Consider the following 23,884-nt stretch of genomic DNA (forward strand, 5'->3'; position numbering starts at 1 on the left):
GCCAATAACGACATATCAATAACAACACTTATAGAAACGCTCCTAACAACACTCCTAACAACAATATGGAACCAACACCCTGACTCAGCACGCCGCTGACAACGATTGCGTTCCACACTAAAAAGGGCAAGACAATGACACAACCTTCTGTCGATCAAGCGTATTTGGCCAAGCGCCAACTGCGCAAGGGTACCGCGGGCTGGCTATTACTAGCAGGGCTTGGGGTTTCTTATGTTATTTCTGGTGACTTTGCCGGCTGGAACTTCGGTATTGCTGAAGCGGGTTGGGGTGGTTTTGCCATTGCCGCCTGCTTAATGGCGCTGATGTACCTTGCGCTCGTATTAGCATTGGCGGAAATGTCCGCAGCGATTCCAGCCGCAGGTGGAGGTTATAGCTTTGCCCGCCAAGCGATGGGGCCAGCCGGTGGCTATTTAACCGGGCTTGCGGTGTTGATTGAGTACGCGCTTGCGCCTGCAGCGATCGTGATTTTTATCGGCTCGGCAGTCGAAGCGCTCTTAGGTATTAATGGGCCGCTGGTTTATTTGCTGTTCTATGCGGTGTTTATCGGTATTCACTTAGCAGGCGTGGGTGAAGCGCTAAAAGTCATGATGGTGATTAGCGGGCTGGCCGTGTTCGCGATTTTGGCAACAGCAGTAGCGCTGATTGGCGATTTCGATTCAGCGAACCTCTTTGATATTGCGCCCACTGATGCCGCTGGCGCGAGTACCTTTATGCCCTATGGCTGGTACGGTATTTGGGCCGCGCTGCCGTTTGGTATGTGGCTATTTTTAGCGGTTGAGGGTGTGCCCCTAGCGGCAGAAGAAGCCAAAGATCCCGCGCGCGATATGCCTAAAGGCATTATTGCTGCGATGCTGTTTCTGCTATTTACCGCTTTATTAGTCGTGGTGTTACTGGCAGGCGCAGCGGGTGCTGAAATGATAGGTCAAAGCGGTGTGCCGCTGGTCGATGCGCTTAAGGTTGCAGGCAACCCTACGCTTGCCACACTGGTTAACGTGCTGGGCCTTGCGGGACTGGTGGCATCATTTTTCTCGATTATCTATGGCTACAGCCGTTTGGTGTTTGCGCTTTCACGAGCGGGTTACTTGCCTAAGCAGTTGTCACTAACCAGTGAGCGTAAAGTGCCTTATCTGGCGCTGATCGTGCCTGGTGTATTTGGCTTTTTGGTCTCACTTAGCGGCGAAGGCGATCTAATTTTAGGGATGGCCGTTGTCGGTGCAACGCTCTCTTATGCATTGATGGCGCTCAGCCACATTCTATTGCGAGTTAAACAGCCTGACTTGCCGCGCCCTTATAAAACACCCGGTGGTGTGGTGACCTCTGGCGTTGCATTAGTTCTTTCCCTCGTCGCGCTGACCGGTGTCTATGCTTTCGACCCACGGGCGTTTAATTACACCATTGTTCTATTCATCGCCGGTGCAGCGTACTACTTCCTTTACAGCAAGCATAAGCTGGTGGCGAAAACCGCTGAAGAGGAGTTTGCGTTGGTGACTGCCGCCCCGGAAGAGGTAGGCATTAGCGAGCCAACGCCAGCCGCCGCCAAGCTGTAATGTTTGGCCCCAATCGCCTAACCTGATTAGGCAGTTTAAGCCTCTGTGCCCAACGGCCCAGAGGCTTTTTAGTAACTTTAGTAACAAACAGCGAAACGTTGACGACGCCAGGAGCCCACATGACATTAACCTTTGTGCCCCGCGCTAACAGCCCCGATTTTAATCAGCATCGTGAGGAGCAGCGCTGGTTTGCAGTAAATGACGGTGTAATGGGCGGCGTCTCTCGCAGTACGTTTCGTATCGAGGCGGGGGCGGGCTGTTTTATTGGTGAGGTGTCGCTTGATAATGGCGGTGGTTTTGCCTCGATACGCCGCGAACCGGGCCACTTTGAACAATCGCTTGCTAAAAGTAACGGCGTTACTCTACGTATACGGGGCGACGGGCGTACTTATCAATTGCGTTTGAAAAGTACGGCGTTAGACGAAGCCAGCGCCTATCGGGTAGCGTTCACACCGCCCCAAGGTCAGTGGGAAACGCTGGCGTTTACTTGGAATAGGTTTGAAGCTGTGCGGCGTGGCACTCTTCTTAACGATGCGCCGCCACTTTCTTCTGAAAGCATTTATCAACTTGGCTTCTTGATTGCTGACCGAACTGCTGGACCATTTCGACTCGACATTGCATCCATTGCAGCGCTTTAGCAGTCTATTTTGCAACGTAACTTTCCAATAAGAGCACACCGCCATGAAGCACTCCCCAGCGTATCGCTTAGCGGTCACTATTCTGCATGGGTTTGATGGTTACCGTGCTCGCTTTAAGCAGATAACCTTTGATGCCAGCCGTCGTTTTCGAGAGGCAGCATGGCGGGAGGCTCAGCAAGCCTCCGCAGCGCGGATTAACCTGTATGAAGAGAAAGTGGGCGATACGCTAACACGTTTGCAGCGCACGTTTGATCATGAATCGCTTACGTACTGTGAAACATGGCGAGAGGCACGTGAGCACTATGCGCAGCTGATCAGCCAGCGGTTGGATTACGAGTTAGCAGAGACATTTTTTAACTCGTTATTCTGCTCGATTTTCCACCACCGCCATATTCGCAATGACTGGATGTTTGTGTACAGCTCTCGAGAAGATGCTGCGCATCATTCTGGAATTGAGCTTTGTCGCCAGCATTCAGTCAACGGTGATTGGTCTCAGGCGCTTGCCTGGGCGCTTGAAGAGGCTCCGTTTGATAACGCTTTTGCTGATCTGGAACGCGATATTGAACTAGGTGCTGGCTTATTAGAAACCCTGCTTCCTGCCGCTATTCTGCAGTCAGAAGATGCTCAATTAGAACTGTTGAAAAGCGTCTTTTATCGCAATAAAGGGGCTTACTTGGTGGGCCGCATTTTGGGTGGCGGTGAGCAGGTGCCGCTGGTATTGCCCATTCTGCATGGTGAAGGGTTTGGCGAGCAGCAGGGCGGCGACCCCTGCCTGCACTTGGATACCGTGCTAACCGAGACTGATGAAGTCTCGATTATTTTCTCGTTTACCCGTGCCTACTTCCAAGTCGATGTGCCGGTGCCTGGGGAGTTTGTCCATTACTTAAAACAGCTCATGCCGCATAAGCCTGAAGGCGAGCTGTATGCCGCGATTGGCTTTTTTAAGCATGGCAAAACCGAATTTTTCCGTGCGTTAAACCTGCAAGTAGCCAAGCGTGAGGATCAGTTTGTCATTGCACCTGGTGTGCGTGGCATGGTGATGGCGGTGTTCGTGCTGCCCAGTTTTCGCACCGTGTTTAAGATCATTAAAGATAAATTTGATCCGGCCAAGGATGTCACCCACGCAATAGTGCGCGAAAAATACCGCTTGGTGAAACGCCACGACCGAGTTGGGCGTATGGCTGATACCCAGGAGTTCTCGAATTTTATCGTGCGTCAGGATCACTTTGCGCCGGAGTGTCTAGAGCACTTGTTAGAAGTGGCGCCGTCTACTGTGTCATTGAAAGATGACAAGGTGATTATTAAGCACTGCTATACCGAGCGCATGATGACGCCGCTGAATATCTATCTGGAGCAGTGCAGCGCGGACGAGCGCGTAATGGTGCTCAAAGACTATGGTAACGCCATTAAGCAGATGGCAGCGGCTAATATTTTCCCTGGTGATATGCTGTTAAAAAACTTTGGTGTTACTCGCCATGGTCGGGTGATTTTTTACGATTACGACGAGGTGTGCTATCTAACAGAGTGTCGCTTTAGACACATGCCTAAATCGTATGGCAATGATTACCTATGCGGCGGTGGTGAAAGCTTTTCTATTGGTCCCAACGATATCTTCCCCGAGGAGTTCGGCCCCTTTATGTTTGCCAACTCGGAGCTGCGCAGTATTTTTATGCAACAGCATCCGGAGTTATTTGATCCCGATTACTGGTTGGAGCTGCAGCAGGCTATTGTCGATGGGCGAGTGATTGATGTTTACCCATATCGTAATAAGCAGCGCTTCGCGGGGATCATAGGGCAGCTGGTATATTAAGTAACCTCTGATTAACTATTGCGCTTGGCCATACTGCGTTAAAAATCGCCTTAAAATGCTCATTTACAACCCGTAAACTCCGCTTTTTCGTTGATTTTTGCCTTGTCTGGCCTGCGCTCATTACATTAATAAGAGGCTCCTTGTGAAACAGTAAGCAGTGATTTAGTCGAGGAAAACATGACAGCACCACCGCACCTAGTGGTTTTTACTGGCTCGGGCATTAGTGCCGAAAGTGGTATTAAAACGTTCCGTGCCAGCGATGGCCTGTGGGAAGACCACCCGGTCGAAGAGGTAGCCACGCCCGCGGGCTGGCGTCGAGATCCTCAGCGGGTGCTGGCGTTTTATAATCTGCGTCGGGAGCAAATTCGTAAGGCTAAGCCCAACGCTGCTCATAAAGCCCTGGCGGCACTTGAAAAAGATGGCTTTAGAGTTAGCGTTGTAACGCAGAATATTGACGATCTGCATGAGCGTGCAGGGTCGCGAGATGTGTTGCATCTTCATGGCGAGATTTTGAAGGCGCGATCTTCAGTGGATATGCGGCTGCGCTACCCACTGCCGAAAGGTGGTATTGCGCTGGGCGATATTTGTGACAAAGGCAGCCAACTGCGCCCGGACGTGGTGTGGTTCGGTGAATCGGTACCGCTGTTTGAAGACGCCTGCGAGCTTGTTAGCCAAGCAGATTTTTTGCTGGTGGTGGGCACGTCATTGGCGGTTATGCCCGCGGCATCGCTGCTGTCGTATATTGACTTGGATACCCCGTGTGCCCTGGTCGACCCCGATGCGGATGCCTTAACACCGCCGGGCGTTCTAGCGATTAACACCACCGCAGGCAAAGGCGTTCCTGCCTTGGTCAATCAGTGGCGCAAACAGGGCAATTTGATGCTGCCTTGAATATTTTCTAATAACTATCGCTTCAAGAGCTAAGTCCTCAAGAGCTATCTGTTCAAAAACCATGCTTTCATTACGTCGGTAATCTGAGTGATGTCGGCGTCGGTAGCGATATAAGCGGGCATGGTGTAAAGCCAGCGGCCGATTGGGCGCAGCCATACACCACGCTCGCGGGCGAACTGCCCGACACCTTTCAGCGCCTCGGCGGAGTGCGCTTCAATCACCGCGGTGGCACCCAGTACTCGCACATCGGCCACGTCTGGGTGGGCGTTCAGCACGGAGTCGTCAATTAACGCTCGGCTAAGCTGTTGGCTGAGAGCCGCAATCTTGTCCAGGTAGTGCTCCTCTTCAAACACGCGTAGGCTTTCCAGCGCGACGCGGCAGGCCAGCGGATTGCCCATAAATGTCGGGCCGTGCATAAAGGCATGGTGGGCGCTGTCGCCAACAAACGCATCGTGAACACGGTCGCTGGCCAGGGTCGCTGCATGGCCGAGGTAGCCGCCGGTTAATCCTTTTGAGAGCACCATAATATCCGGTGTTACGTCAGCGTGATTGGCGGCAAACAGCTTGCCAGTGCGGCCAAAGCCGGTGGCTACTTCATCAAAAATCAGCAACACGCCAAACTCATCGCATAACTCCCGTGCACCGCGCAGGTAGTCAGGCGAGGTCATATTCAGCCCGCCTGCCGCCTGGAGTAACGGCTCCATCAGTAGGGCCGCAATCTCATGGTGATGGCTCGCCAAGACGTCGCGCAGCGCCGCTAAATCGTCGGCTACCTGCTCCGGTGTGGCGTTAAACGGTGCGGTGGGCGCGGGGGCGAAGTAGTGTTGGGGCAGCAGGCTGGCGAACAGGCTGTGCATGCCCTCTTCCGGGTCGCATACCGCCATACAACCGGTGGTGTCGCCATGGTAGGCCTTCATTAACGAAAGCATCTTGCATTTTTCGGGGTGGCCTATGAGCACTTGGTACTGCAGGGCCATTTTCATTGCCACTTCCATCCCAACTGAACCACTGTCGGAGTAGAACACGTGATTAAGCCCGGCAGGGGTGATGCGCACTAGCTCCTGAGCAAGCTGGTCGGCGGGACCATGGGTGAGGCCGCCGAGCATGACATGGCATAGCTCGCCTGCCTGTTCACGAATGGCCGCGACTAAACGCGGATGTCCATAGCCATGAATCATGCACCACCAAGAGCAGGTAGCGTCGAGCAGTTGCTCGCCGCTTTCCAGCGTAAAGTGACTGCCGCTGCCGCCGACCACTTTGGGTGCTGGCGCTTGGGTTTTGAGGTGGGCATAAGGGTGCCAAACGGGAGAACTCATAGAGCGGCTTCCTGATTCAAAACTGAGATGTTGAGCAGCGCGGTTAGTGAAAGCGCGTGGCGCGCATGGACGGCATCAGCGGTGGCTAAATGAGGAATAATGCCTAGACATGGCGCGTTAAGGGTGTTTTTAAGCAGGGTGATGTTGGCGTCAAAGCGCGCTGTGTCAGAGGCGAACTCAGGATCCACTACACTGCCGACCCAACCCGCAAGGGGTAGGCCATCGGCAGCGATGACCTCCGCGGTAAGCCGCGCATGATTAAGACAGCCAAGTTTTAGTCCCACGACCAGAATGACTGGCAGCTGCATCATCCGCGGTATATCGGAAAAGTCGTTGTGCTCATTGAGTGGCACGCGCCAGCCGCCAGCGCCTTCAATGAGCGTTAAATCGCGCGGCATGTCGTTTAGGGTGGCGGTAAGCGAGGCCACTACGCTATTGACGTTAAGAGAGCGTCCTGTCTCGCTGGCGGCCAGATGCGGCGCAATAGCGGGCGCAAACGTCCACGGGTTAACGGTGGTGTAATCGACGGGAGGAGCGCTCTGTTGTTGTAGCGCCAACGCGTCGCTATTGCGCAGCCCATCCGCCGTGATGTGGCTGCCAGAGGCAATCGGCTTAAGCCCCAGCGTGCTGAGCTGCTGCTGTTTGGCAGCGCATAGCAGTGCGCTGGTGGCCAGGGTCTTACCTGCATCGGTATCGGTGCCGGTCACGAAATAGACGGTCATGGTGATTTTTCCAGGTGCAGGGTGATGCAGTGGTAGCTAACGGGGAGCCCTTGGGGTTCACGTAGCGTTTCAAAACGCTGGCGGGCGGCGACCAGGTCTCGGCGAGTAAGACTTGCCTTGGGCCGCGCCACCTGGGCGCCTACCCCCTTGATTGAAGCCATGACGGCAGTGAGATCGGGGTAGTAAAACCGCCGCCATTCGGTGATGCGGTCAACCTGCGTTAGGCCGCTTAAGCCGACGGCGCGTTCAAGCGACTGGGCATTCGGCGTCTGCAGTAATGCCTCAGGGCGCTGCCAAGCAGAGGCGACTTCAGCCAACGTGCCTGGTAAGAGTGTCGTGAGGCGCACTTGGCCGCCAGGGGACAGCACTCGTTGAAGCTCGCGCATAACCGCATCGATATCGCGGCACCACTGGATGGCGAGGTTGGAAAATATTAGATCAAAGGTGCCGCGCTCAAAAGGCAGTGCAGCGGCATCGCCTTGCTGCCAACGAATATGATGGCCATAGCGCGCTTGGGCGTGAGCGAGCATGCCAGGGGCAATATCCAGCCCAGTGACGTGAGCTCGGGGAAATTGAGTGGCTAGCCGTTGTGTCCAGACGCCAGTACCACAGCCAAGGTCGAGTATGTTGTCGGCACTAGGCGGAAGTGATGACCAGAGCGTTTCCCCTATCTGGCGCTGAGCGCTGGCCAGAGCATCGTAGCGGGGTGCCGCGCGAGAAAAAGCGTGGGCGACTTTTGCCTGCCAGTTTGGCGCTGGCGTTGCCGTTAGGTACATACGTGCTCCTTGGCGACCAGTGCGGCCTGGGAAGCGATGGTCGCGACTAGTTGAGCAGGTTGGGAAAGCATCGGGCAGTGTCCCGCGTGGGCAAGGTTGATTGCCTGAGCGCGGGTGCTGGAAGCCACTAACGGATCGTGCTCGCCCACTAGTTGAATGACCGGGCAGGGTGCCTCTTGCAAACGCTGAGTGTTATCCAGAGTGGCAAGCCAGTGGAGCCCCTGGGACAGCGTGCTTGTCGTGGCATTTGGGGGGTCACCCAACATGGCGCGTAGCTGTCGGTAGGCATGGCGGGCATTGGGTTCGCCCTGGGTTTGCCAACGCAAGAAATGCCGCCACGTGGCGTTGGGGTCGCGGGTGAAGGCGCGATGAAAGCTGGCAAGCTCGGCTTTGCTAACCCCGTCATCGCTACAAAATTGCTCGCCCGTGCCAATCAACACAAGGCCGCGTGGCGCTGGCAGCTTATCGAGCAGTGCGCTGGCTAGTAGTCCGCCCAACGACCAACCAATCCATACGGCGTCGCTGGGTAGTTGGTCGTCCATGGCGCTGGCAAGAGTATCAAGGGTGGCCGGTTCAGCCAGGGCAGGGGTGTCGCCATAGCCCGGCCAATCCACGGTATGTACCTTGCTATGGGCAGGCCAGTGGTGTTCCAGCGGCTGCCAGATGCGTTGATCGATCCCCCAGCCCGACAGCAGCACCAGACGTTGAGGGGCGTCTAGGCGGGACATGCTGTTTCCTCACGCTGACAGGCACTCAGCCCTTCAATAAGCCGATCAATATCCTCTGGTGTGTGGCGGGCACTCAGCGTAATGCGCAGCCTTGCGGCACCATTGGGTACCGTGGGGGGACGAATCGCTCCGACGTGAATGCCCCGTTGGGCGAGCTTAGCCGCCCAAGCCATGGTGCGTGGTTCGTTGCCGAGTAACAGCGGTTGAATAGGTGTATGGGAGTCGGCTAAGGGCAGCTCTAGCGCCAGGGCTTGCTGGCGGAAGTAGCTGATATGGCGCTGGAGCCGCTGGCGATGTTCAGGCTCGCGCTGCACGATAGCCAGCGCTTCCAGGGTCGATGCGGCAATGCTGGGGGGCTGGGCCGTGGTATAGATATAGCTGCGAGCAAACTGGATGAGGTGGTCAATCAGCGCCGCGTCACCGGCCACAAACGCGCCAGCGGTGCCCAGTGCTTTGCCCAGTGTACCCACCAAAATAGGCACCGCTTGGCTATCAAAACCTTCCACACAGCCGCCGCCATTAGCGCCTAACACGCCCAGACCGTGAGCGTCATCAATCATTAGCCAGGCGTTGTGCTGCTGGCTGACGTGGGCAAGGGTGGCAATATCAGCAACGTCGCCATCCATACTGAACACGCCGTCGCTGATCACCAGCTTATGGGTGGCGGAGCTGCGCGCTAACAGGTGTTCAAGATCAGCGCTGTTGCGGTGATGAAAACGCCGCGAGCGAGCGCCGCTTAACACTGCGCCATCGAGTAGCGAGGCATGGTTCAAACGGTCTTGAAAAGTGGCGGTATTTGAGTCGGCGAGCGCCTGCAACACGCCAAGGTTAGCCATATAGCCAGTGGAAAACAGCAGTACACGCTGCCGTCCGGTCCACTCGGCTAGCGCGTCTTCCAGTGCGTCGTGAACTTCCAAGTGCCCGCTGACCAAGTGCGACGCGCCCGCGCCTGCGCCAAAGCGGCGCGCACCCTCTGCCTGGGCAGCTTGCACACGTGGATCATGAGCCAGTCCGAGATAGTCATTGCCGGCAAAGTCCAGCGTGCTGTGGGTGTTCACCCGCCGGTGCCGCCAGCGCTGTTCATCGACACGCTGCTGACGGGCGCTGGCTAGGCGCTGCAGCCACGCGTCAGACACTGGCATCTACCGCCAGTGCTGCTGCCCGCTCTGCCAGGGCGCGCTGCTGAGCTTTTTGGGTGAGTCGCTCGGTGTGAGTGGCTTCATCTTCGCAGGTATCACGGCGTTCTGGGTGCAGGCCTAATTTTGCAAATAGCGCGCGGTCGCGTTCTGCCTGAGGATTGCCGGTGGTGAGTAGTTTGTCGCCGTAGAAGATCGAGTTGGCTCCAGCCAAAAATGCCAGTGCTTGAGTCGACTCGCTCATCTGTTCGCGGCCAGCGGAAAGCCGCACATGGCTTTGCGGCATCATAATACGCGCCACCGCGATAGCGCGGATAAACTCAAGCGGGTCCAAGTCTTCGACGTTCTCAAGCGGTGTGCCCGGTACTTTAACCAGCATATTGATGGGCACGGATTCTGGGTGCGGTGACAACTTGGCTAACTGCTGTAACAGCGCGCTGCGGTCTTGTGCGCCTTCGCCCATGCCTAAAATGCCGCCGGAGCATACTTTCATCCCCGCTTCACGCACGGTGGCCAGGGTGTCTAGGCGGTCGCTGAAGGTGCGGGTGGTGATGATTTCACCGTAAAAGTCGGGGGAGGTGTCTAGGTTATGGTTGTAGTAATCCAGCCCAGCAGCCGCCAAGCGGTTGGCTTGGGCACCGTCGACCATACCTAATGTCATGCAGGTTTCCAGCCCCAAGGCTTTTACTTGGCGAACCATCTCTTCGACCAGCAGTAAATCTTTGTCCCGCGGGCTGCGCCATGCTGCGCCCATACAGAAACGGCTAGCGCCAGCTTCTTTGGCAGCCTTGGCCTGGGCAACGACCTTTTCGATTTCCAGCAGTTTCTCTTTTTCGAGCTGGGTAGTGTAGTGACCGGACTGCGGGCAATATTTGCAGTCTTCTGGGCAAGCCCCCGTTTTAATCGACAGCAGAGTCGAGACCTGCACCGCGTTAGCATCAAAGTGGGCACGATGCACTTGCTGAGCTTTAAATAGCAGGTCGTTGAAGGGCAGCGCGAACAGCGCATTAATCTCTTCCAGCGTCCAGTCGTGGCGCGGGGCGGCGGCATTGAAAGCGGTGGCGGTCACGGGTAAACCTTTTTTCTTTTGAAAGTTGACGAGACTCTAGCGGCGTTACGCTTTTGGTGTCAACTATTCAGAGTATGTTGGTTTACTACGAGTGGTTTTTAGAGAGCTGGGGTTCGTCATGGTGGCCGGGCTGCTTTATACTCGGCGCCCTTTGTTGACCGTCTTTTGTTAATCGCCCTTTATTAATCGCCCTTTATGAATTGGAGCGCGGATGTCTGACGCTACGTCACAGCCCCCTGAGTCTTCATCATTGACTGACTACGACCCTGCTACGGGGCATCCGCGTCCACCTCGGCGTGAATTTAAAGCACGGGGCAGTTTTGTCACACGCTGTGAAGGGTGCAATCTTCCTGAGCTCAACTGCCTGTGCCCTTATCAGGTGGAAGCGGATAGCACCGCCCAGGTGTGGCTATTGACCCACTCTATAGAACACTACAAGCCAACTAATACAGGACGGTTAATTGGGGATGTGCTGACGCAAACCAAAGTGTTTACCTGGTATCGCACCGCACCGGACGAAGAATTAGCCGAACTGCTTAAAGATCCACGCTATGCGCCTTTTGTGATCTTTCCAGATGACCAGCCCGACTACGCAGACCGTGTGGTGGATATTAATGCCGTGCACGCTGTGAAGCAGCAAGCACGTATTCCGGTATTTGTAATTTTAGATGGCACATGGCGCCAAGCGCGACGTATGTTCCGCAAGAGTCCTTATCTGGATGCGCTACCGGTACTACCGCTACGCACTGAGCGGGAAACACGTTATCGGCTACGCAAACCTGCCTCTAAAGCGCACCTGTGTACGGCAGAGGTTGCCATTGAACTGCTGCGCCAAAGTGGTGATGAAAATGCCGCCGATGTGCTAGACGATTACTTTGATGTATTTAACGATAGCTATGCCGAGAGCCGCTACTATCGCAAAATTGCTGAACCAACCACTGCCATGCAGCGGCTATTAGACCGAAAGGGTTAGCGCTGAGCGCCAGGTAGCCAGCGAAGCATCACTTTGCGCACCCAGTACCAGCGGTTAATCAATAGGGCGGTAAAAATCAGACTACAGCCAAGTAACTGTAGCAGGGTCATGGTTTCGCCAAACCACCAGGCTGCGAATAGGGCAGTCCACACGGCTTCAAGCATTAAGATAACCGCCGCGTGACTAGGCGTGGTCATGCCCTGGGCTTTGATTTGCAGAAAGAAGCGCAGTGAACTTGCTAGCAGCACGCTGGCCATAAACCAGCCCAGTATTGAGGGGCTGAGCGCTAGCGGTTGATGCTCGACGACCAACGACAGGCAGGTCAGTATGCTGCCTACCGACATCAGCTGTAGTGTCGTTAATGGCAGCGCGGGCACGTTGCGCACCACGCGGGTGTTGACGTTGATCAACAGCGCGAAGCAGAGCGCCGCGCAGACCATCAGCAGTTGACTAGCTTCTACTTTGAATCCTGCGTTTAGCGACAGTAGGGCAAATCCCAGTAGTGCTACCGGCAGGGCAATCCAAGTAGAGCGTGGCGGACGGTCGCCAAACAGTAGTCGCGCCACTACAGGTACCAGCAAAATCCCCAAGCTGTTGATAAACGCACTTTCACCCAGGTGATCAGAGTAATTTAACCCCAGAATCCAGAAGGCTATTGCAGCGCTGAACAAAAAGCCTACCAGCACGCCGCGTCTTATCCTACGTGCGGGTAAGCATCTTAGTGCAGGCCAGGCGAAGGGTAGGAGTATCAGCCCTGCCAGTAAAAAGCGCGTACCAATAAACAGTAATGGTGGCATGCCCGCTAACGCTTCTTTAGAAAAAATCCAGCCGCCAGCGGCTACCACCGTTACCAGCAATAGCAATGCATCAGCTTGCCATGGCGCTTGTTTGATCGCGCTCAAGCAGCACCACTACCGAACAGTGCACCGGCAATTCTAAAGCCTGCTACCCAGGTACCCACCGCAGACCCTAATGTTGCCAAAATAAACACCAGCAACGTACGGGAGACGCGATTTTTCCACCAACCTTTGAGCTCGGTGACATCATGGCGCAGTGTCGAAAAATCGCGCACCTTCGGTTTACGCATATAGAGTTCAACCCCCGCAGCGACAAAGCCTGCACCAATGGTGGGGTTAAGCGAGGTCAGTGGGGCGGCAAAAAATGTGGCAATCACCGTTACTGGGTGCGCAAGGGCTGCTATCGTCGCGCCGCCGGATAAAATTCCATTGATTAAAAACCACTCAATGACCAACTGCCAGCCAAGCTCGGTATTGCGTGAAAAGCCGATCACAAAGCCGGTCAGAACCAGCGCGGTAATCAGCCAAGGGGCTGCTTTCCAGAGTTTAGACGGTGGTGGCGTTGCCTCCAGCGTCTCACGCTCAGTGGTAGGGTTTTCGGGAAGCGGTGCTTCCAGATGTTCACCCGTGCCTTTTAAATGCCCGGCACCCAGTACCACTAACACGTTTTGGTAGCGCCCAGGCGGTGCTTCTTCAGCTAAGCGCAGTGCCATATAGCGGTCGCGTTCGCGAATAAGCGGGGTATAAAGTGCTTCTGATTCGGCAGCAAATTCGCTGAAAGTGGCTTCCAGCATATCGCCTTCTTTGAGCTTTTCGATATCCTCTTTGGAAACATCTTGGCGCGACATTACGCTGCCAATTAGCCCCGAAAATAGCGAGAAGCGTTGCCACCAGGGAACATTGCGGTAAATGCGTTTTAGCGTAATACCAACATCACGATCGACCAACATTAAAGGCAGCTTGCGGGTACGGCACTCTTCTACTGCTGCACGCATTTCAGCGCCAGGCTGAATGCCGGACTGCTCAGCAATCCGTTGCTGAAACGCACCAAGCGCCAGGCTTGCCGCTACCATGCCTGCTTTGCCCTGTTTGAATACCTGAAATAGATCCTGTTCCCCCATTGCATCGGGGTTGTCCATACTGTGATGACGTGCGTCGCATAGCTCAATGGCAACGGCATCGAAAGTGCCACTGTTGATTAATTGGCGAACGTCATCGGCACTTTCGGCAGAGACGTGAGCGGTGCCGAGCAGGGTGTAACGGGTGCCGCCAACGATGACGGTTTTTAACGGGCCGCTGGTCGTTGGCAGCGCGTTTGGTTCTTGCGCCAACGGGGTTGTATCGTCATGGATCATTAATGTGTCTCAATTTGAATAAAAAGCATTGATACGTGTTTAACGACGCCAGAAGGCGGGTGTAAATAGCACAAGTACCGTAAAAATTTCTAAGCGGCCTAGTAGCATCGCTAGCACTAAAATCCACTTAGCTAGGCTGGGCAAGTCGCCGTAATGGCTGCTAGCTTCGCCCAATGCTGGGCCTAAATTGTTCAGTGCAGAACCAACCGTGGACCAAGCGGTAACTTGGTCAACACCTGTTGCCATAACGCCTACTAGCATCAAGAAAAAAAGCATGACATAGGCTGAGAAAAAGCCCCATACCGCCTGGGCGATGCTGTCGGGGACACTAACTTTGCCCACTTTAACGGCAATGACCGCGTTGGGGTGAATAAGGCGCATGACTTCACGCATACCCTGTTTCAAGATCAGAATAATACGGATTACTTTCATGCCGCCCGCCGTCGAGCCGGAACAGCCACCTACAAACGCGGCAACAAATAACAGAAACGGTAACGCACCAGGCCAGCCTGAGAAGTCGGCAACTGCAAAGCCGGCAGTGGTGGCGACAGAGACGACTTCAAATAACGCGTGTCTCAAACCTTCAACATCGTCGTAGGTGTCAGTGAGCCACAGAGTAATTACGGTAATCGTGGTTAACCCGGCAAGAAATATCATTAAAAAGCGGGCTTCTGGGTCCTGGAAATAGTGCAGCAGGCTTTTTTCACGCCAGGCAATAAAGTGCAGACTAAAACTCACCGCTGAAATCAGCATAAAACCAACGCAAATCAGCTCAATAGCGGCGCTGTCAAAATAGCCTATGCTGGCATCATAGGTAGAAAATCCGCCAATCGCGACAGTCGAAAAACTGTGGCTCAAAGCATCGAACCAGCTCATTCCTGCCAACATGTAGGCGACCATGCAGGCCAGCGTTAGCGTCGCGTAGATGTACCAAAGCGCTTTGGCGGTTTCGGTAATTCGCGGTGTTAGCTTTGAGTCCTTGAGTGGTCCAGGAATTTCTGTGCGATACAGCGCCATTCCTCCAACACCCAGAGTAGGCAAAATAGCCACTGCTAACACCACAATCCCCATGCCACCTAACCACTGCAACTGTTGGCGATAGTAAAGAATGGACTCTGGAAGAAAATCGATGCCAGTAATGACAGTTGCACCTGTCGTAGTTAGACCAGAAAACGACTCAAATACTGCATCGGTGATACCGAGTGAGCCTTCACCAAACAGCATCAACGGTAGCGAGCCGAACAGGGCCAGCACGGTCCAAAACATGGCCGCAATAATAAAGCCGTCGCGAATCCGAAGCTCTTTATGAGCGCGGCGGTTGGGTAGGTAAAGTAGTAAGCCCGTTATTACTGTAATGGCGATGCCGCTCATGAAAGCGTGCCAAACACCGTCACGAAACCAAAGCGATATCAGCATTGGTGGCAACATGGTGAGGCTAAATAGCATCAGCAGAAGCCCTAAAATGCGTAGTATGACCCGCAAACTCATAGCAGTGGTTGCCTCATAGCGATGGCTTGGTTTCTTGAAGAACGTTGCCTAGAAGAACGTTAATCCGACTTGGAATAGGCGCTCCACATCACGTATACGCCGCTTATCGATTACGAACAGGATAATGTGGTCACCACTCTCTACCATCACATCCCCATGGCCAATGATGACCTCTTTGCCTCGCACAATGGCGCCAATAGTGGTGCCTTCAGGCAGATTGATCTCAGCAATGGTCCGGCCCACCACTTTTGAAGATTGCTTATCACCGTGTGCGATAGCCTCGATGGCTTCTGCAGCGCCACGGCGTAGCGAGTGCACATTGACAATATCGCCCCGGCGGACGTGAGTAAGCAGGCTGCCGATGGTTGCTTGCTGGGGGGAAATGGCAATATCGATTTCGCCCCCCTGAACCAAGTCCACGTAGGCAGCGTTGTTAATCAGCGTCAGTACTTTCTTGGCTCCCAGGCGTTTGGCCAGCAGCGACGACATAATATTCACTTCGTCGTCGTTGGTCAGGGCACAAAAGATATCGCAGTCTTCGATGTTCTCTTCTTCCAACAGCCGCTTGCTGGTGGCGCTGCCGTGTAGTACCACCGTTCGGTCAAGCCGCTCGGAAAGCGCAGTGCAGCGCTCTAAACTGTGCTCGATAATTTTGACCTGATGGCTGTGCTCCAGGTGCTCGGCCAAGCGTTCACCGATATTGCCCCCACCAGCAATGACCACCCGCCGAAAATCCCGTTCAACACGGCGTAGTTCGCTCATTACTGCACGAATATCGCGCCGTGCCGCCAGGAAAAACACTTCGTCGTCGGCTTCAATCACCGTATCGCCACGGGGAATAATTGGCCGGTTGCGGCGGTAAATCGCCGCCACGCGTGTTTCCACATTGGGCATGTGCTTGGCGAGAAAGGCTAAATCCTGTCCCACCAGCGGGCCACCGTAGAACGCCTTGACCGCCACCAGCTGCACCAAACCACCGGCAAACTCCAACACCTGCAACGCCCCTGGGTGCTCAATCAAGCGGCGAACATGATCCGTGACTACTTGTTCAGGGCTGATCAGTACATCAATAGGAATCGCTTCGTGGGCGAATAACCCCTTACGGGTGAGGTAGGCGGTTGAACGTACGCGGGCAATTTTGGTGGGGGTACGAAACAGTGTATGGGCCACTTGGCAGGCGATCATGTTGATTTCATCGGTGTTGGTCACCGCAATCAGCATATCAGCGTCTTCACAGCCCGCCTGACGCAGCACAATGGGATACGAAGCCGCGCCCGTCACGGTGCGAATATCCAGTTTGGTGTGCAGTTCGCGCAGTTTCGCACCGTCGGTATCGACAACGGTAATATCGTTTTCCTCGCGGGCGAGGTGCTCCGCTAAGGTGCCGCCGACCTGGCCGGCGCCGAGAATGATGATTTTCATTGCTAAGCATCGGTTCCGTTGTAAGCGCCAGCGCGTTCTCGGCAAGAGATATGTGCGCTGCAATAAAGACGGCGGCCAGTGTAAACCAGCCGCCGTTGAAAAGCAGGTCGGGATTACTCGAGAGTGAAGCCGACTTTTATCGTGACCTGCCAGTGAGCGACACGGCCGTCTTCGATATGGCCACGAGTATCGGTGACTTCGAACCAGCGCAAGTTATGAATGGTTTCTGATGCTTTGGCGAGAGCATTTTGCACAGCTTCTTCAATTCCCTTTTCAGAAGAACCGGTTAGCTCGATATGCTTATAAGTGTGAGTACTCATAGTGTCTCCATCCTTGTCATCGGTTCACCGCCCTGGCAGGGGACGGTATGTTAAGCAGTACGCTTCTCTAGTCTGGCATAAAAAAAGCCATCATGACTGCTTTGCGCGGGAAACAGTTGACGTCCTTGGCCACTTGGTTCGCCCCAGGCCACATCGTTTGGCGTGGTGACTTTTGCATCGGGCGTGCGGTCAAGAAAGGCATCGATTTGCTCAGCGTTTTCCTCTGGCAGTACTGAGCAGGTGGCGTATAGCAAGGTGCCGCCTGGGCGAAGTAGTGACCAAAGATTATCCAGCAGTTGGCGCTGTAGTTTAGCAAGCTGGCGAATATCCTCTTTACGGCGCAGTTTTTTAATGTCGGGATGACGACGAATAACGCCCGTTCCAGAACAAGGGGCATCAAGCAAAATCGCGTCAAACGGCGCGCCGTCCCACCAGTCTTGCTGGGTTGCATCAGCGTGCTGCAGCTCTGCTGTTAAGCCGAGGCGGTTCAGTGTGTCGTCTACACGCCCAAGGCGCTGGTTGTCGCTATCAATGGCCGTGAGAGCAATATCAAACTGCTCTAATAGGTGGGCAGTTTTACCGCCGGGTGCACAGCAAGCATCGAGAACGTGAGCCCCAGGGCGGGGAGCTAATGCAGGCCCTAACAGTGCAGCGGAGAGCTGAGCCGCTTCGTCTTGGACGCTGACATGACCTTCTTCAAAGCCGGGGAGTATGGTGACATCACAGGGCGCATCCAGGGTAATGCCATCCGGTGCATGTAGGCAAAGGTGCCCACTTAACCCCTGTTCAGTCAGCTGTTGTAAATAGGCTTCGCGGTCGTTGTGGCGCTGATTAACTCTCAGCGTCATGGGCCCTGGTTCATTGTTCGCTGCGGCAATGGCGCGCCATTGTTCAGGCCAAGCGGTGCGCAACGTATCAAGCAGCCAGGGCGGGTGCTCCAGAGCAACGCTCTCCTCTAGGTCAACGGCGGCTTGAAGCTCTTCGGATTCACGCTGGAGGCGGCGCAGGCAGCCGTTAAGTACCCGGGTGGCCCACTCTTTGCCTAGAAGACGAGCGGCACCAGCGGTTTCGCCGACCGCTGCGTGAGCCGGGATACGCATATAAAGCAGCTGGTAGATCCCTACCAATAACAAGGCCTGAACATCGCTATCGCGCTTTTTAAAAGGCTGCTTGAGAAGCGCGCTAGCCAACGCTTCCAGGCGTGGTAAACGTCGGCAAGTGCCGTAACAGAGTTCTTTTAACAGGCTGCGGTCGCGGGCGATAACGCTATGCTCATCTAATCCAGCGAGCGAGCCTTGATCGGTCAATACAGGTACTAGCGAGCGGGCGGCTGCGGCACGAACTTCCTGGCCGCTGCCGCCTTTAGGTGGGCGATTCTGGCTCATTCACTAACTCCTTGATGAGCGGCGGCGTGCCCAAGGCGTGCGCCGACGGTAAGCGGGGTTTGACGGGCGTTAAGCAGGTCGCGCACGGCCATCGCTTTACCACCAGGTAACTGGGCGTGGCTAACGCACAGTACTTCTTGACCTTGCTCGCCACAGGCAATGCGTAGGTGGTCCTCGCCATGTTGAAGTAGTGTGCCGGGTGAAGTGGAAGGCTGTTCGCCTAGCTCAACACTGGCCATCAACAAACGTAGGCGATCATTGCCTAGCGTGCACCAAGCCACTGGCCAGGGGTTAAAGGCACGGATTTTGCGCGCTAGTTGTTCTGCAGGCTGATGAAAGTCCAGTTCGGCTTCCGCCTTACTGAGCTTAGCGGCGTAGGTGACGCCCTCGTCAGGTTGCGGTGTTGCTTCTAAGTCGTTGCTGTCCAACGCATCAAGCACGTTAATCAGCGCATTCGCCCCTTGAATGGCCAGCCGATCATGCAAGTCACCGCCTGTGGTGAGCGAGGTGATCGGTGTACGAACTTCATACAGCATCTCACCGGTATCCAGACCCGCATCCATTTGCATAATGGTGACGCCTGATGCGCTATCACCGGCTTCAATGGCGCGTTGGATAGGGGCGGCACCTCGCCAGCGTGGTAGCAGGGATGCGTGCACGTTGATGCAGCCTAAGCGGGGAATGTCGAGCACCGCCTGTGGTAGTAAGAGCCCGTAAGCAACGACAACCATTACGTCGGCGTTCAATGCCGCTAATTCTGATTGAGCGTCAGTCTCTTTTAAGCTGACGGGTTGATAGACAGGTAGCCCATGCTCAAGAGCAAGCTGCTTGACGGGGCTAGGGGTGAGCTTGCGCCCGCGGCCTGCTGGGCGGTCAGGTTGAGTATATACCGCTACCACTTGATGCTGACTTTCGAGCACGGCAGCAAGGCTTGAAGCGGCGAAATCAGGCGTGCCAGCAAAAACAACGCGCAACTGTGACATGGTGATGACTACCTAGCATTGAAGGGGGAAAGTAATCGTGCCGTGCGTGAAACAAATAAAGGCCGAGAAGCAACGCTACAACGCACCAGGAAAAACATTCTGTGCGTTTGCAGCGTGTCAGCTCGGCCAGCAATAACACGGCGTAGGTCGGTTTATGCGTCGTGTAATAGCTTGTGGCGTTTCTGCATCTTTTTCATCACTCGGTCACGCTTTAGGGGTGATAAGTAGTCAACAAAAAGCACGCCTTCCAAATGGTCATACTCATGCTGAATGCAGTGGGCTAACAAACCATCGGCTTCTAGCTCGTAGGGCTCACCACTACGATCTAGCGCGTTCAGCTTTACTTTTAAATAACGCGGTACTTCAGCGTAATATTCCGGAATGGATAAACAGCCTTCAGAAAGGGGCTCTTTTTCGTCACCAATTGGCTCGTAGCGTGGATTAATAAGTACTAGCGGCTGCGAGTTATCGTCGCTGACATCCATTACTACGACACGCCGATGAACATCGATTTGCGTCGCTGCAAGGCCGATGCCGCGCGCGTCGTACATGGTCTCCAACATATCGTCGACGAGCTGGCGGACCTCATCGTCAACGGTTTCCACCGGTGCAGCCTTGGTGCGCAGGCGCTCGTCGGGGAATTCGAGAATAGGAAGTTTGGCCATGGCGTTACAATCACCGTTATGCTGAGTCTTTAATATGAGCAGGCCTTGCCACCTGGGTTGGCAGGCCTAAGTGCTTTACTATCGGCCACTATATCATGCTGTAAGCGTTCCTGGGCACGCACAACGCCATGCAGCTCCCCTCAACGGCTTCACCAATAACTGGCAAGGGAGAACGGATGGTGGCGAAAAGGATAGTGGCAAAAAGGTTTCTTTATTATAGCGTGCCGTTGGCATGTTTGACGCTTATGACGACCGCCGCATTTGCGTGGGAATCACCGCAACGGGTGGTAAAGCTTTCTCCCCAAATGCGCGCCGTTCCTCAGCAAGAGGCAATGGCGCCGCTTCCGATGGAAACGATTCGGGCGTTTTTGCGAGCGCACCGAGTGGTAGAGCTGGACGCGCCTTCCCGCGAACTGGCCTACGTCGTGGGCGGTGAGAATCAACGATTGATGAGTGGCGCAGGCGATACGTTGTATGCGCGCGGCGTACTACCGTCCAGAGCGCGTTTAGGCATTTATCGTCCGGGCGAGCATTATGTTTCCGCTGAGGGTGCACCATTGGGGACGGAGTTAATCAATATTGGCGAAGCGCGCCAGCTCAGCAGTGAGGGAGACATTGCTCGCTTAGAAGTACTCAGTGCTTATCAAGAAGTGCGCAATAACGACATTTTGCTGCCGCTTGATTCTCAGTTGTTTGAATCTCAGTCGTTAGAAAATAGCGTTCAGCCTCGTTTACCGTTGAACGATGTCGCTGGCCAGATTATTGCGGTACCTGGCGGAGTGCGCTTTATTGGACGCTTACAAATAGTGGCTCTGGATATTGGTACTCAGGATGGCTTGCAGCCCGGTCATGTATTACATGTTGGCCAGCAGGGGGAGCTCGTTAATGACCCACGTAGCCAAGAGCTTTTGCAACTTCCCGCCACTGAGGCGGGAAGCGTCATGGTGATAAAGCCTTATAGCCTTATGAGCTATGCGTTGGTGATGCAGGCATCGAACGTTTTAGCGGTTGGAGACCGGGTACACACGCCGATACGCTAAACACCACACAACTAACAGGGGATAGGTATGGATGCCAAGGAGTGGCTGGTGGTGAATGAGCTGCCGGGTATGGGGGCGCTTCGCACTGCAGCGCTGGCCGCTAAACAGCCGCAATGGCCCCATGGCTGGCTTGCTGGGCTGCCCAGCAACGCCGCGAGTGCACTGCGGCTTTGGTTAGCGCAGCCAGAGCGAAGCCCGTTGCAGCAGGCAGTCGACCATACTTTCGCATGGCTAGAGACTTCTCCTAATCGCCATTTACTCCATCGCAATCACCCCGCATGGCCTGAGTTGCTCAATCAATTGCCGGATCCGCCTGTGGTGCTTTGGGCACAAGGTGACCTTAGCGCACTAGACGGCCCAAAACTCGCCATGGTGGGCACTCGGCGTCCCACTTCTGAGGGAAGCGGTAATGCTCAGGCGTTTGCCAGAGAGCTTGTTAATCGCGGCTGGTGCATTGTTAGCGGCATGGCTCTCGGAGTTGATGGGGTTGCACAGCGCGCAGCGTTAGCGGCAGGAGGGCAGTCGATTGCGGTGCTTGGCTGTGGCATAGATGTCATTTACCCGCCACGTCACCGTGATCTACATGAGCAACTAAGTACCGTAGCAGGAGGCTTGTTATTATCGGAGCATCCACCGGGAACCGTTGCTCGGCCAGCTTTCTTTCCTCGGCGGAACAGAATTGTGACCGGCCTTTCATTAGGTACGTTAGTGGTCGAAGCGACTGAGAAGAGCGGCTCATTGGTAAGCGCACGATTAGCCCTTGAGCAAGACCGTGAGTTGTTTGCTCTGCCCGGGTCGCTACATAACGTACAGGCTCGCGGTTGCCTGCAGTTATTACGCAGCGGTGCGACGCTGGTGCGTCACGTGGACGATATTTTAGAAGAGTTGCAGCACTGGGCTGAACGCTATATGCCAACCAGTCCACGTGCTATTGCTGACAACGCAAGCCTTAATTTGCCTATCGATAACGATGAGCTCAAAGACAATGTACTAAACGCGCTGGGCGCAACGCCAACGCCAATTGATATATTAGTTCAGAGCGCGGGCATCACGGTCAGTGAATGCCAACAACGGTTATTGATGCTGGAGCTTGATGGCAAAGTGGCGCAGCAAGCGGGCGGCTGGGTGCGTTTGACGCGGCCATGGTAGGATATAAGTAACCGTTTTTCATCTACTGAAGCTGTATCAATTTCAGGTGATGAAGAGCCGCGTTAGTAACGAGGAGCATCTATGAAATCGGCTGTTGAGGTTAAAGAGGCGGTACGAGCATTAAAAGAGGGGGGCGTTATCGCCTGCCCCACCGAAGCAGTCTGGGGGCTGAGCTGTGACCCAGATAACGATGAAGCGTTAGCGCATTTGATGCGTATGAAAGAGCGTGATCCCGCCAAAGGCGTGATTCTTGTTGCTGCGAATATTCGGCAATTTCAGCCTTGGCTAAACCAACTGCCACTTGCACTGCATGCGCCCTTAGCGGCCAGCTGGCCTGGCCCTAATACCTGGCTAGTGCCTGACAATGGCCGCAGCCATGGTTTAGTGCGCGGCGCCCATCAGAGTGTAGCTCTGCGAGTGACCGACCATCCGTTGATGAAGGCACTCTGCGAGGCCTTTGGTGGCCCGCTAGTCTCTACCTCCGCTAATCGCGCGGGCGATCCTCCCGCCATGAGCGCTGAAGAAGTCGTATCCATTTTTGGTGATGAAGTCGCCGCGGTTGTAGCGGGTGAGCTTGGAGGCAACGCAAAGCCCAGCACCATCAAAGACTTGGTGACTGGCAAAATAATGCGTTCATAGCGAGGCACCTTAAACTGTCTCTGCCATTTACTATTTACCAATCACACTTATCTCGACCTCTTTGGAGTTACTGTGGCTCACGAGCACCTAGACGACGTTAAACACTACCTTCTGGATCTGCAGGAACGGTTGTGTGCAGGGCTTGCCGATGCTGATGGAAAAGCGGCATTTAGAGAAGATAGCTGGCAGCGTGAAGAAGGCGGCGGCGGACGCTCACGGGTCATTGAAGAGGGCGCTGTTTTTGAGAAAGGCGGTGTGAATTTCTCACATGTTTACGGTGCTCAGTTACCCCCCTCTGCAACGGCTGCACGACCGGAACTTGCCGGACGTAGCTTTCATGCGGTCGGTGTATCTTGGGTACTCCATCCTGAAAATCCTAATGTGCCGACGAGCCACGGAAATGTCCGTTTCTTTATCGCTGAAAAACAGGGTGAAGCACCAGTATGGTGGTTTGGTGGCGGCTTTGATCTAACGCCTTACTACCCGGTGTTTGAAGATGTTGTGCACTGGCATCGGGTTGCCCAGGCTGCCTGCGTGCCATTTGGCGAAGAGGTGTATCCGCGCTACAAAGCGTGGTGCGATGAGTACTTCTATCTTAAGCATCGCGACGAGACACGTGGTGTGGGTGGGCTGTTTTTCGATGATTTAAATGAAGGCAGTTTCGACGACTGTTTTGCTTTTCAGCGTGCGGTGGGCGATAGCTTTCTGGACGCCTACGTACCGATTGTAGAGCGCCGTAAGGGTGATGCCTGGGGTGAGAAAGAGCGTGATTTTCAGCTTTATCGCCGCGGCCGCTATGTAGAATTTAACTTAGTGTGGGATAGGGGCACTCTGTTTGGCTTGCAAAGCGGCGGGCGCACCGAATCTATTTTAATGTCGATGCCACCGCTAGCCCGTTGGGAGTACGCATTTACACCGCCCGAGGGCAGCCGAGAGGCTAAATTGCACGAGTACTTGGTGCCACGCGACTGGCTAGCCGAAGCCACTCAGTTGGGTAAAGTGTAAGGAGCCTGC

General features: G+C 54.7%; 23 protein-coding genes. 9 read left to right on the plus strand and 14 right to left on the minus strand.

Going from position 1 to position 23,884, the window contains the following annotated elements:
* Positions 1-134: 134 nt before the first annotated feature.
* From eat to B6A39_RS02910, 4 genes are all read left to right on the plus strand, one after another.
* Complete coding sequence (eat, locus tag B6A39_RS02895; protein WP_009724234.1) at positions 135-1,568, plus strand: ethanolamine permease; 1,434 nt, start codon at positions 135-137, stop codon at positions 1,566-1,568.
* A gap of 119 nt (positions 1,569-1,687) precedes the next feature.
* Positions 1,688-2,206, plus strand: coding sequence for a CIA30 family protein (locus B6A39_RS02900; RefSeq protein WP_083001152.1), 519 nt, complete (start codon positions 1,688-1,690; stop codon positions 2,204-2,206).
* A gap of 43 nt (positions 2,207-2,249) precedes the next feature.
* Positions 2,250-4,016 carry a bifunctional isocitrate dehydrogenase kinase/phosphatase gene (gene aceK / locus B6A39_RS02905; RefSeq protein ID WP_083001154.1) on the plus strand — a complete coding sequence of 589 codons (1,767 nt, stop codon included), beginning with the start codon at positions 2,250-2,252 and terminating at the stop codon, positions 4,014-4,016.
* Positions 4,017-4,193: 177 nt separating this feature from the next.
* A complete protein-coding gene (locus B6A39_RS02910; protein ID WP_083001156.1) occupies positions 4,194-4,907 on the plus strand; it encodes an SIR2 family NAD-dependent protein deacylase in 714 nt (237 codons plus the stop codon).
* 44 nt (positions 4,908-4,951) lie between these two features.
* Here B6A39_RS02910 and bioA read toward each other — a convergent pair whose 3' ends face one another.
* From bioA to bioB, 6 genes are read right to left on the minus strand one after another with little or no spacing between them, the layout of a single operon-like run.
* A complete protein-coding gene (gene bioA / locus B6A39_RS02915; protein ID WP_083001166.1) occupies positions 4,952-6,223 on the minus strand; it encodes an adenosylmethionine--8-amino-7-oxononanoate transaminase in 1,272 nt (423 codons plus the stop codon).
* Positions 6,220-6,945 (minus strand): dethiobiotin synthase, encoded by a 726-nt coding sequence (gene bioD, locus B6A39_RS02920; protein ID WP_083001168.1) that lies wholly within the window; start codon positions 6,943-6,945, stop codon positions 6,220-6,222. Before bioD ends, bioA begins: the two co-directional genes overlap by 4 nt.
* The gene (gene bioC, locus B6A39_RS02925; RefSeq protein WP_083001170.1) at positions 6,942-7,721 is read right to left on the minus strand and encodes a malonyl-ACP O-methyltransferase BioC; all 780 of its coding nucleotides are present in this window, start codon (positions 7,719-7,721) and stop codon (positions 6,942-6,944) included. The genes bioD and bioC overlap by 4 nt, the downstream gene beginning before the upstream one ends.
* Positions 7,712-8,449, minus strand: a complete 738-nt coding sequence (locus B6A39_RS02930; protein WP_083001172.1) for an alpha/beta fold hydrolase — start codon at positions 8,447-8,449, stop codon at positions 7,712-7,714. Before B6A39_RS02930 ends, bioC begins: the two co-directional genes overlap by 10 nt.
* Positions 8,437-9,591, minus strand: a complete 1,155-nt coding sequence (bioF, locus tag B6A39_RS02935) for an 8-amino-7-oxononanoate synthase (protein ID WP_083001174.1) — start codon at positions 9,589-9,591, stop codon at positions 8,437-8,439. Before bioF ends, B6A39_RS02930 begins: the two co-directional genes overlap by 13 nt.
* Positions 9,578-10,654, minus strand: coding sequence for a biotin synthase BioB (bioB, locus tag B6A39_RS02940; RefSeq protein WP_083001176.1), 1,077 nt, complete (start codon positions 10,652-10,654; stop codon positions 9,578-9,580). Before bioB ends, bioF begins: the two co-directional genes overlap by 14 nt.
* 211 nt (positions 10,655-10,865) lie before the next feature.
* Between bioB and B6A39_RS02945 the strand changes: the two genes are divergently transcribed.
* Entirely contained in the window at positions 10,866-11,627 is a 762-nt protein-coding gene (locus tag B6A39_RS02945; RefSeq protein WP_083001178.1) for a tRNA-uridine aminocarboxypropyltransferase, read from the plus strand.
* Here the strand turns inward: B6A39_RS02945 and B6A39_RS02950 are convergent.
* From B6A39_RS02950 to def, 8 genes are all read right to left on the minus strand, one after another.
* Entirely contained in the window at positions 11,624-12,529 is a 906-nt protein-coding gene (locus B6A39_RS02950; protein ID WP_083001180.1) for a DMT family transporter, read from the minus strand. The genes B6A39_RS02945 and B6A39_RS02950 overlap by 4 nt on opposite strands.
* Positions 12,526-13,779: a TraB/GumN family protein gene (locus B6A39_RS02955; RefSeq protein ID WP_083001183.1), complete on the minus strand. Its 1,254-nt coding sequence runs from the start codon at positions 13,777-13,779 to the stop codon at positions 12,526-12,528. Before B6A39_RS02955 ends, B6A39_RS02950 begins: the two co-directional genes overlap by 4 nt.
* A gap of 39 nt (positions 13,780-13,818) precedes the next feature.
* Complete coding sequence (locus B6A39_RS02960; protein WP_083001185.1) at positions 13,819-15,267, minus strand: TrkH family potassium uptake protein; 1,449 nt, start codon at positions 15,265-15,267, stop codon at positions 13,819-13,821.
* Positions 15,268-15,315: 48 nt separating this feature from the next.
* Positions 15,316-16,689: a Trk system potassium transporter TrkA gene (gene trkA / locus B6A39_RS02965; protein WP_083001188.1), complete on the minus strand. Its 1,374-nt coding sequence runs from the start codon at positions 16,687-16,689 to the stop codon at positions 15,316-15,318.
* Positions 16,690-16,802: 113 nt separating this feature from the next.
* Positions 16,803-17,009 carry a dodecin gene (locus tag B6A39_RS02970; protein ID WP_083001191.1) on the minus strand — a complete coding sequence of 69 codons (207 nt, stop codon included), beginning with the start codon at positions 17,007-17,009 and terminating at the stop codon, positions 16,803-16,805.
* Between the two features lie 50 nt (positions 17,010-17,059).
* Positions 17,060-18,394: a 16S rRNA (cytosine(967)-C(5))-methyltransferase RsmB gene (gene rsmB / locus B6A39_RS02975; RefSeq protein WP_083001193.1), complete on the minus strand. Its 1,335-nt coding sequence runs from the start codon at positions 18,392-18,394 to the stop codon at positions 17,060-17,062.
* The gene (fmt, locus tag B6A39_RS02980) at positions 18,391-19,377 is read right to left on the minus strand and encodes a methionyl-tRNA formyltransferase (RefSeq protein WP_083001195.1); all 987 of its coding nucleotides are present in this window, start codon (positions 19,375-19,377) and stop codon (positions 18,391-18,393) included. The genes rsmB and fmt overlap by 4 nt, the downstream gene beginning before the upstream one ends.
* Before the next feature lie 152 nt (positions 19,378-19,529).
* The gene (gene def, locus B6A39_RS02985) at positions 19,530-20,042 is read right to left on the minus strand and encodes a peptide deformylase (RefSeq protein WP_038481402.1); all 513 of its coding nucleotides are present in this window, start codon (positions 20,040-20,042) and stop codon (positions 19,530-19,532) included.
* A gap of 176 nt (positions 20,043-20,218) precedes the next feature.
* Between def and B6A39_RS02990 the strand changes: the two genes are divergently transcribed.
* The 4 genes from B6A39_RS02990 (at position 20,219) to hemF (ending at position 23,875) form a co-directional block, all read left to right on the plus strand.
* On the plus strand, positions 20,219-21,082 hold the full coding sequence (locus B6A39_RS02990) for a peptidoglycan-binding protein (RefSeq protein WP_083001197.1): 864 nt from the start codon (positions 20,219-20,221) through the stop codon (positions 21,080-21,082).
* Between the two features lie 27 nt (positions 21,083-21,109).
* Positions 21,110-22,231, plus strand: a complete 1,122-nt coding sequence (dprA, locus tag B6A39_RS02995; protein WP_083001199.1) for a DNA-processing protein DprA — start codon at positions 21,110-21,112, stop codon at positions 22,229-22,231.
* A gap of 81 nt (positions 22,232-22,312) precedes the next feature.
* Positions 22,313-22,870 carry an L-threonylcarbamoyladenylate synthase gene (locus tag B6A39_RS03000; protein WP_083001201.1) on the plus strand — a complete coding sequence of 186 codons (558 nt, stop codon included), beginning with the start codon at positions 22,313-22,315 and terminating at the stop codon, positions 22,868-22,870.
* A 72-nt stretch (positions 22,871-22,942) separates the two neighbouring features.
* A complete protein-coding gene (hemF, locus tag B6A39_RS03005; RefSeq protein ID WP_083001204.1) occupies positions 22,943-23,875 on the plus strand; it encodes an oxygen-dependent coproporphyrinogen oxidase in 933 nt (310 codons plus the stop codon).
* The last annotated feature ends 9 nt before the right edge of the window (positions 23,876-23,884 follow it).

Source organism: Halomonas sp. GT (assembly GCF_002082565.1).
Taxonomy (GTDB): domain Bacteria; phylum Pseudomonadota; class Gammaproteobacteria; order Pseudomonadales; family Halomonadaceae; genus Vreelandella.

What these genes read in the sequence shown, in the direction of transcription:
- eat (WP_009724234.1), top strand. Translation starts at nt 135, where the DNA reads ATGACACAACCTTCTGTCGATCAAGCGTATTTGGCCAAGCGCCAACTG.
- B6A39_RS02900 (WP_083001152.1), top strand. Translation starts at nt 1,688, where the DNA reads ATGACATTAACCTTTGTGCCCCGCGCTAACAGCCCCGATTTTAATCAG.
- aceK (WP_083001154.1), top strand. Translation starts at nt 2,250, where the DNA reads ATGAAGCACTCCCCAGCGTATCGCTTAGCGGTCACTATTCTGCATGGG.
- B6A39_RS02910 (WP_083001156.1), top strand. Translation starts at nt 4,194, where the DNA reads ATGACAGCACCACCGCACCTAGTGGTTTTTACTGGCTCGGGCATTAGT.
- bioA (WP_083001166.1), bottom strand. Translation starts at nt 6,223, where the DNA reads ATGAGTTCTCCCGTTTGGCACCCTTATGCCCACCTCAAAACCCAAGCG.
- bioD (WP_083001168.1), bottom strand. Translation starts at nt 6,945, where the DNA reads ATGACCGTCTATTTCGTGACCGGCACCGATACCGATGCAGGTAAGACC.
- bioC (WP_083001170.1), bottom strand. Translation starts at nt 7,721, where the DNA reads ATGTACCTAACGGCAACGCCAGCGCCAAACTGGCAGGCAAAAGTCGCC.
- B6A39_RS02930 (WP_083001172.1), bottom strand. Translation starts at nt 8,449, where the DNA reads ATGTCCCGCCTAGACGCCCCTCAACGTCTGGTGCTGCTGTCGGGCTGG.
- bioF (WP_083001174.1), bottom strand. Translation starts at nt 9,591, where the DNA reads ATGCCAGTGTCTGACGCGTGGCTGCAGCGCCTAGCCAGCGCCCGTCAG.
- B6A39_RS02945 (WP_083001178.1), top strand. Translation starts at nt 10,866, where the DNA reads ATGTCTGACGCTACGTCACAGCCCCCTGAGTCTTCATCATTGACTGAC.
- B6A39_RS02955 (WP_083001183.1), bottom strand. Translation starts at nt 13,779, where the DNA reads ATGATCCATGACGATACAACCCCGTTGGCGCAAGAACCAAACGCGCTG.
- B6A39_RS02960 (WP_083001185.1), bottom strand. Translation starts at nt 15,267, where the DNA reads ATGAGTTTGCGGGTCATACTACGCATTTTAGGGCTTCTGCTGATGCTA.
- trkA (WP_083001188.1), bottom strand. Translation starts at nt 16,689, where the DNA reads ATGAAAATCATCATTCTCGGCGCCGGCCAGGTCGGCGGCACCTTAGCG.
- B6A39_RS02970 (WP_083001191.1), bottom strand. Translation starts at nt 17,009, where the DNA reads ATGAGTACTCACACTTATAAGCATATCGAGCTAACCGGTTCTTCTGAA.
- rsmB (WP_083001193.1), bottom strand. Translation starts at nt 18,394, where the DNA reads ATGAGCCAGAATCGCCCACCTAAAGGCGGCAGCGGCCAGGAAGTTCGT.
- fmt (WP_083001195.1), bottom strand. Translation starts at nt 19,377, where the DNA reads ATGTCACAGTTGCGCGTTGTTTTTGCTGGCACGCCTGATTTCGCCGCT.
- def (WP_038481402.1), bottom strand. Translation starts at nt 20,042, where the DNA reads ATGGCCAAACTTCCTATTCTCGAATTCCCCGACGAGCGCCTGCGCACC.
- B6A39_RS02990 (WP_083001197.1), top strand. Translation starts at nt 20,219, where the DNA reads ATGGTGGCGAAAAGGATAGTGGCAAAAAGGTTTCTTTATTATAGCGTG.
- dprA (WP_083001199.1), top strand. Translation starts at nt 21,110, where the DNA reads ATGGATGCCAAGGAGTGGCTGGTGGTGAATGAGCTGCCGGGTATGGGG.
- B6A39_RS03000 (WP_083001201.1), top strand. Translation starts at nt 22,313, where the DNA reads ATGAAATCGGCTGTTGAGGTTAAAGAGGCGGTACGAGCATTAAAAGAG.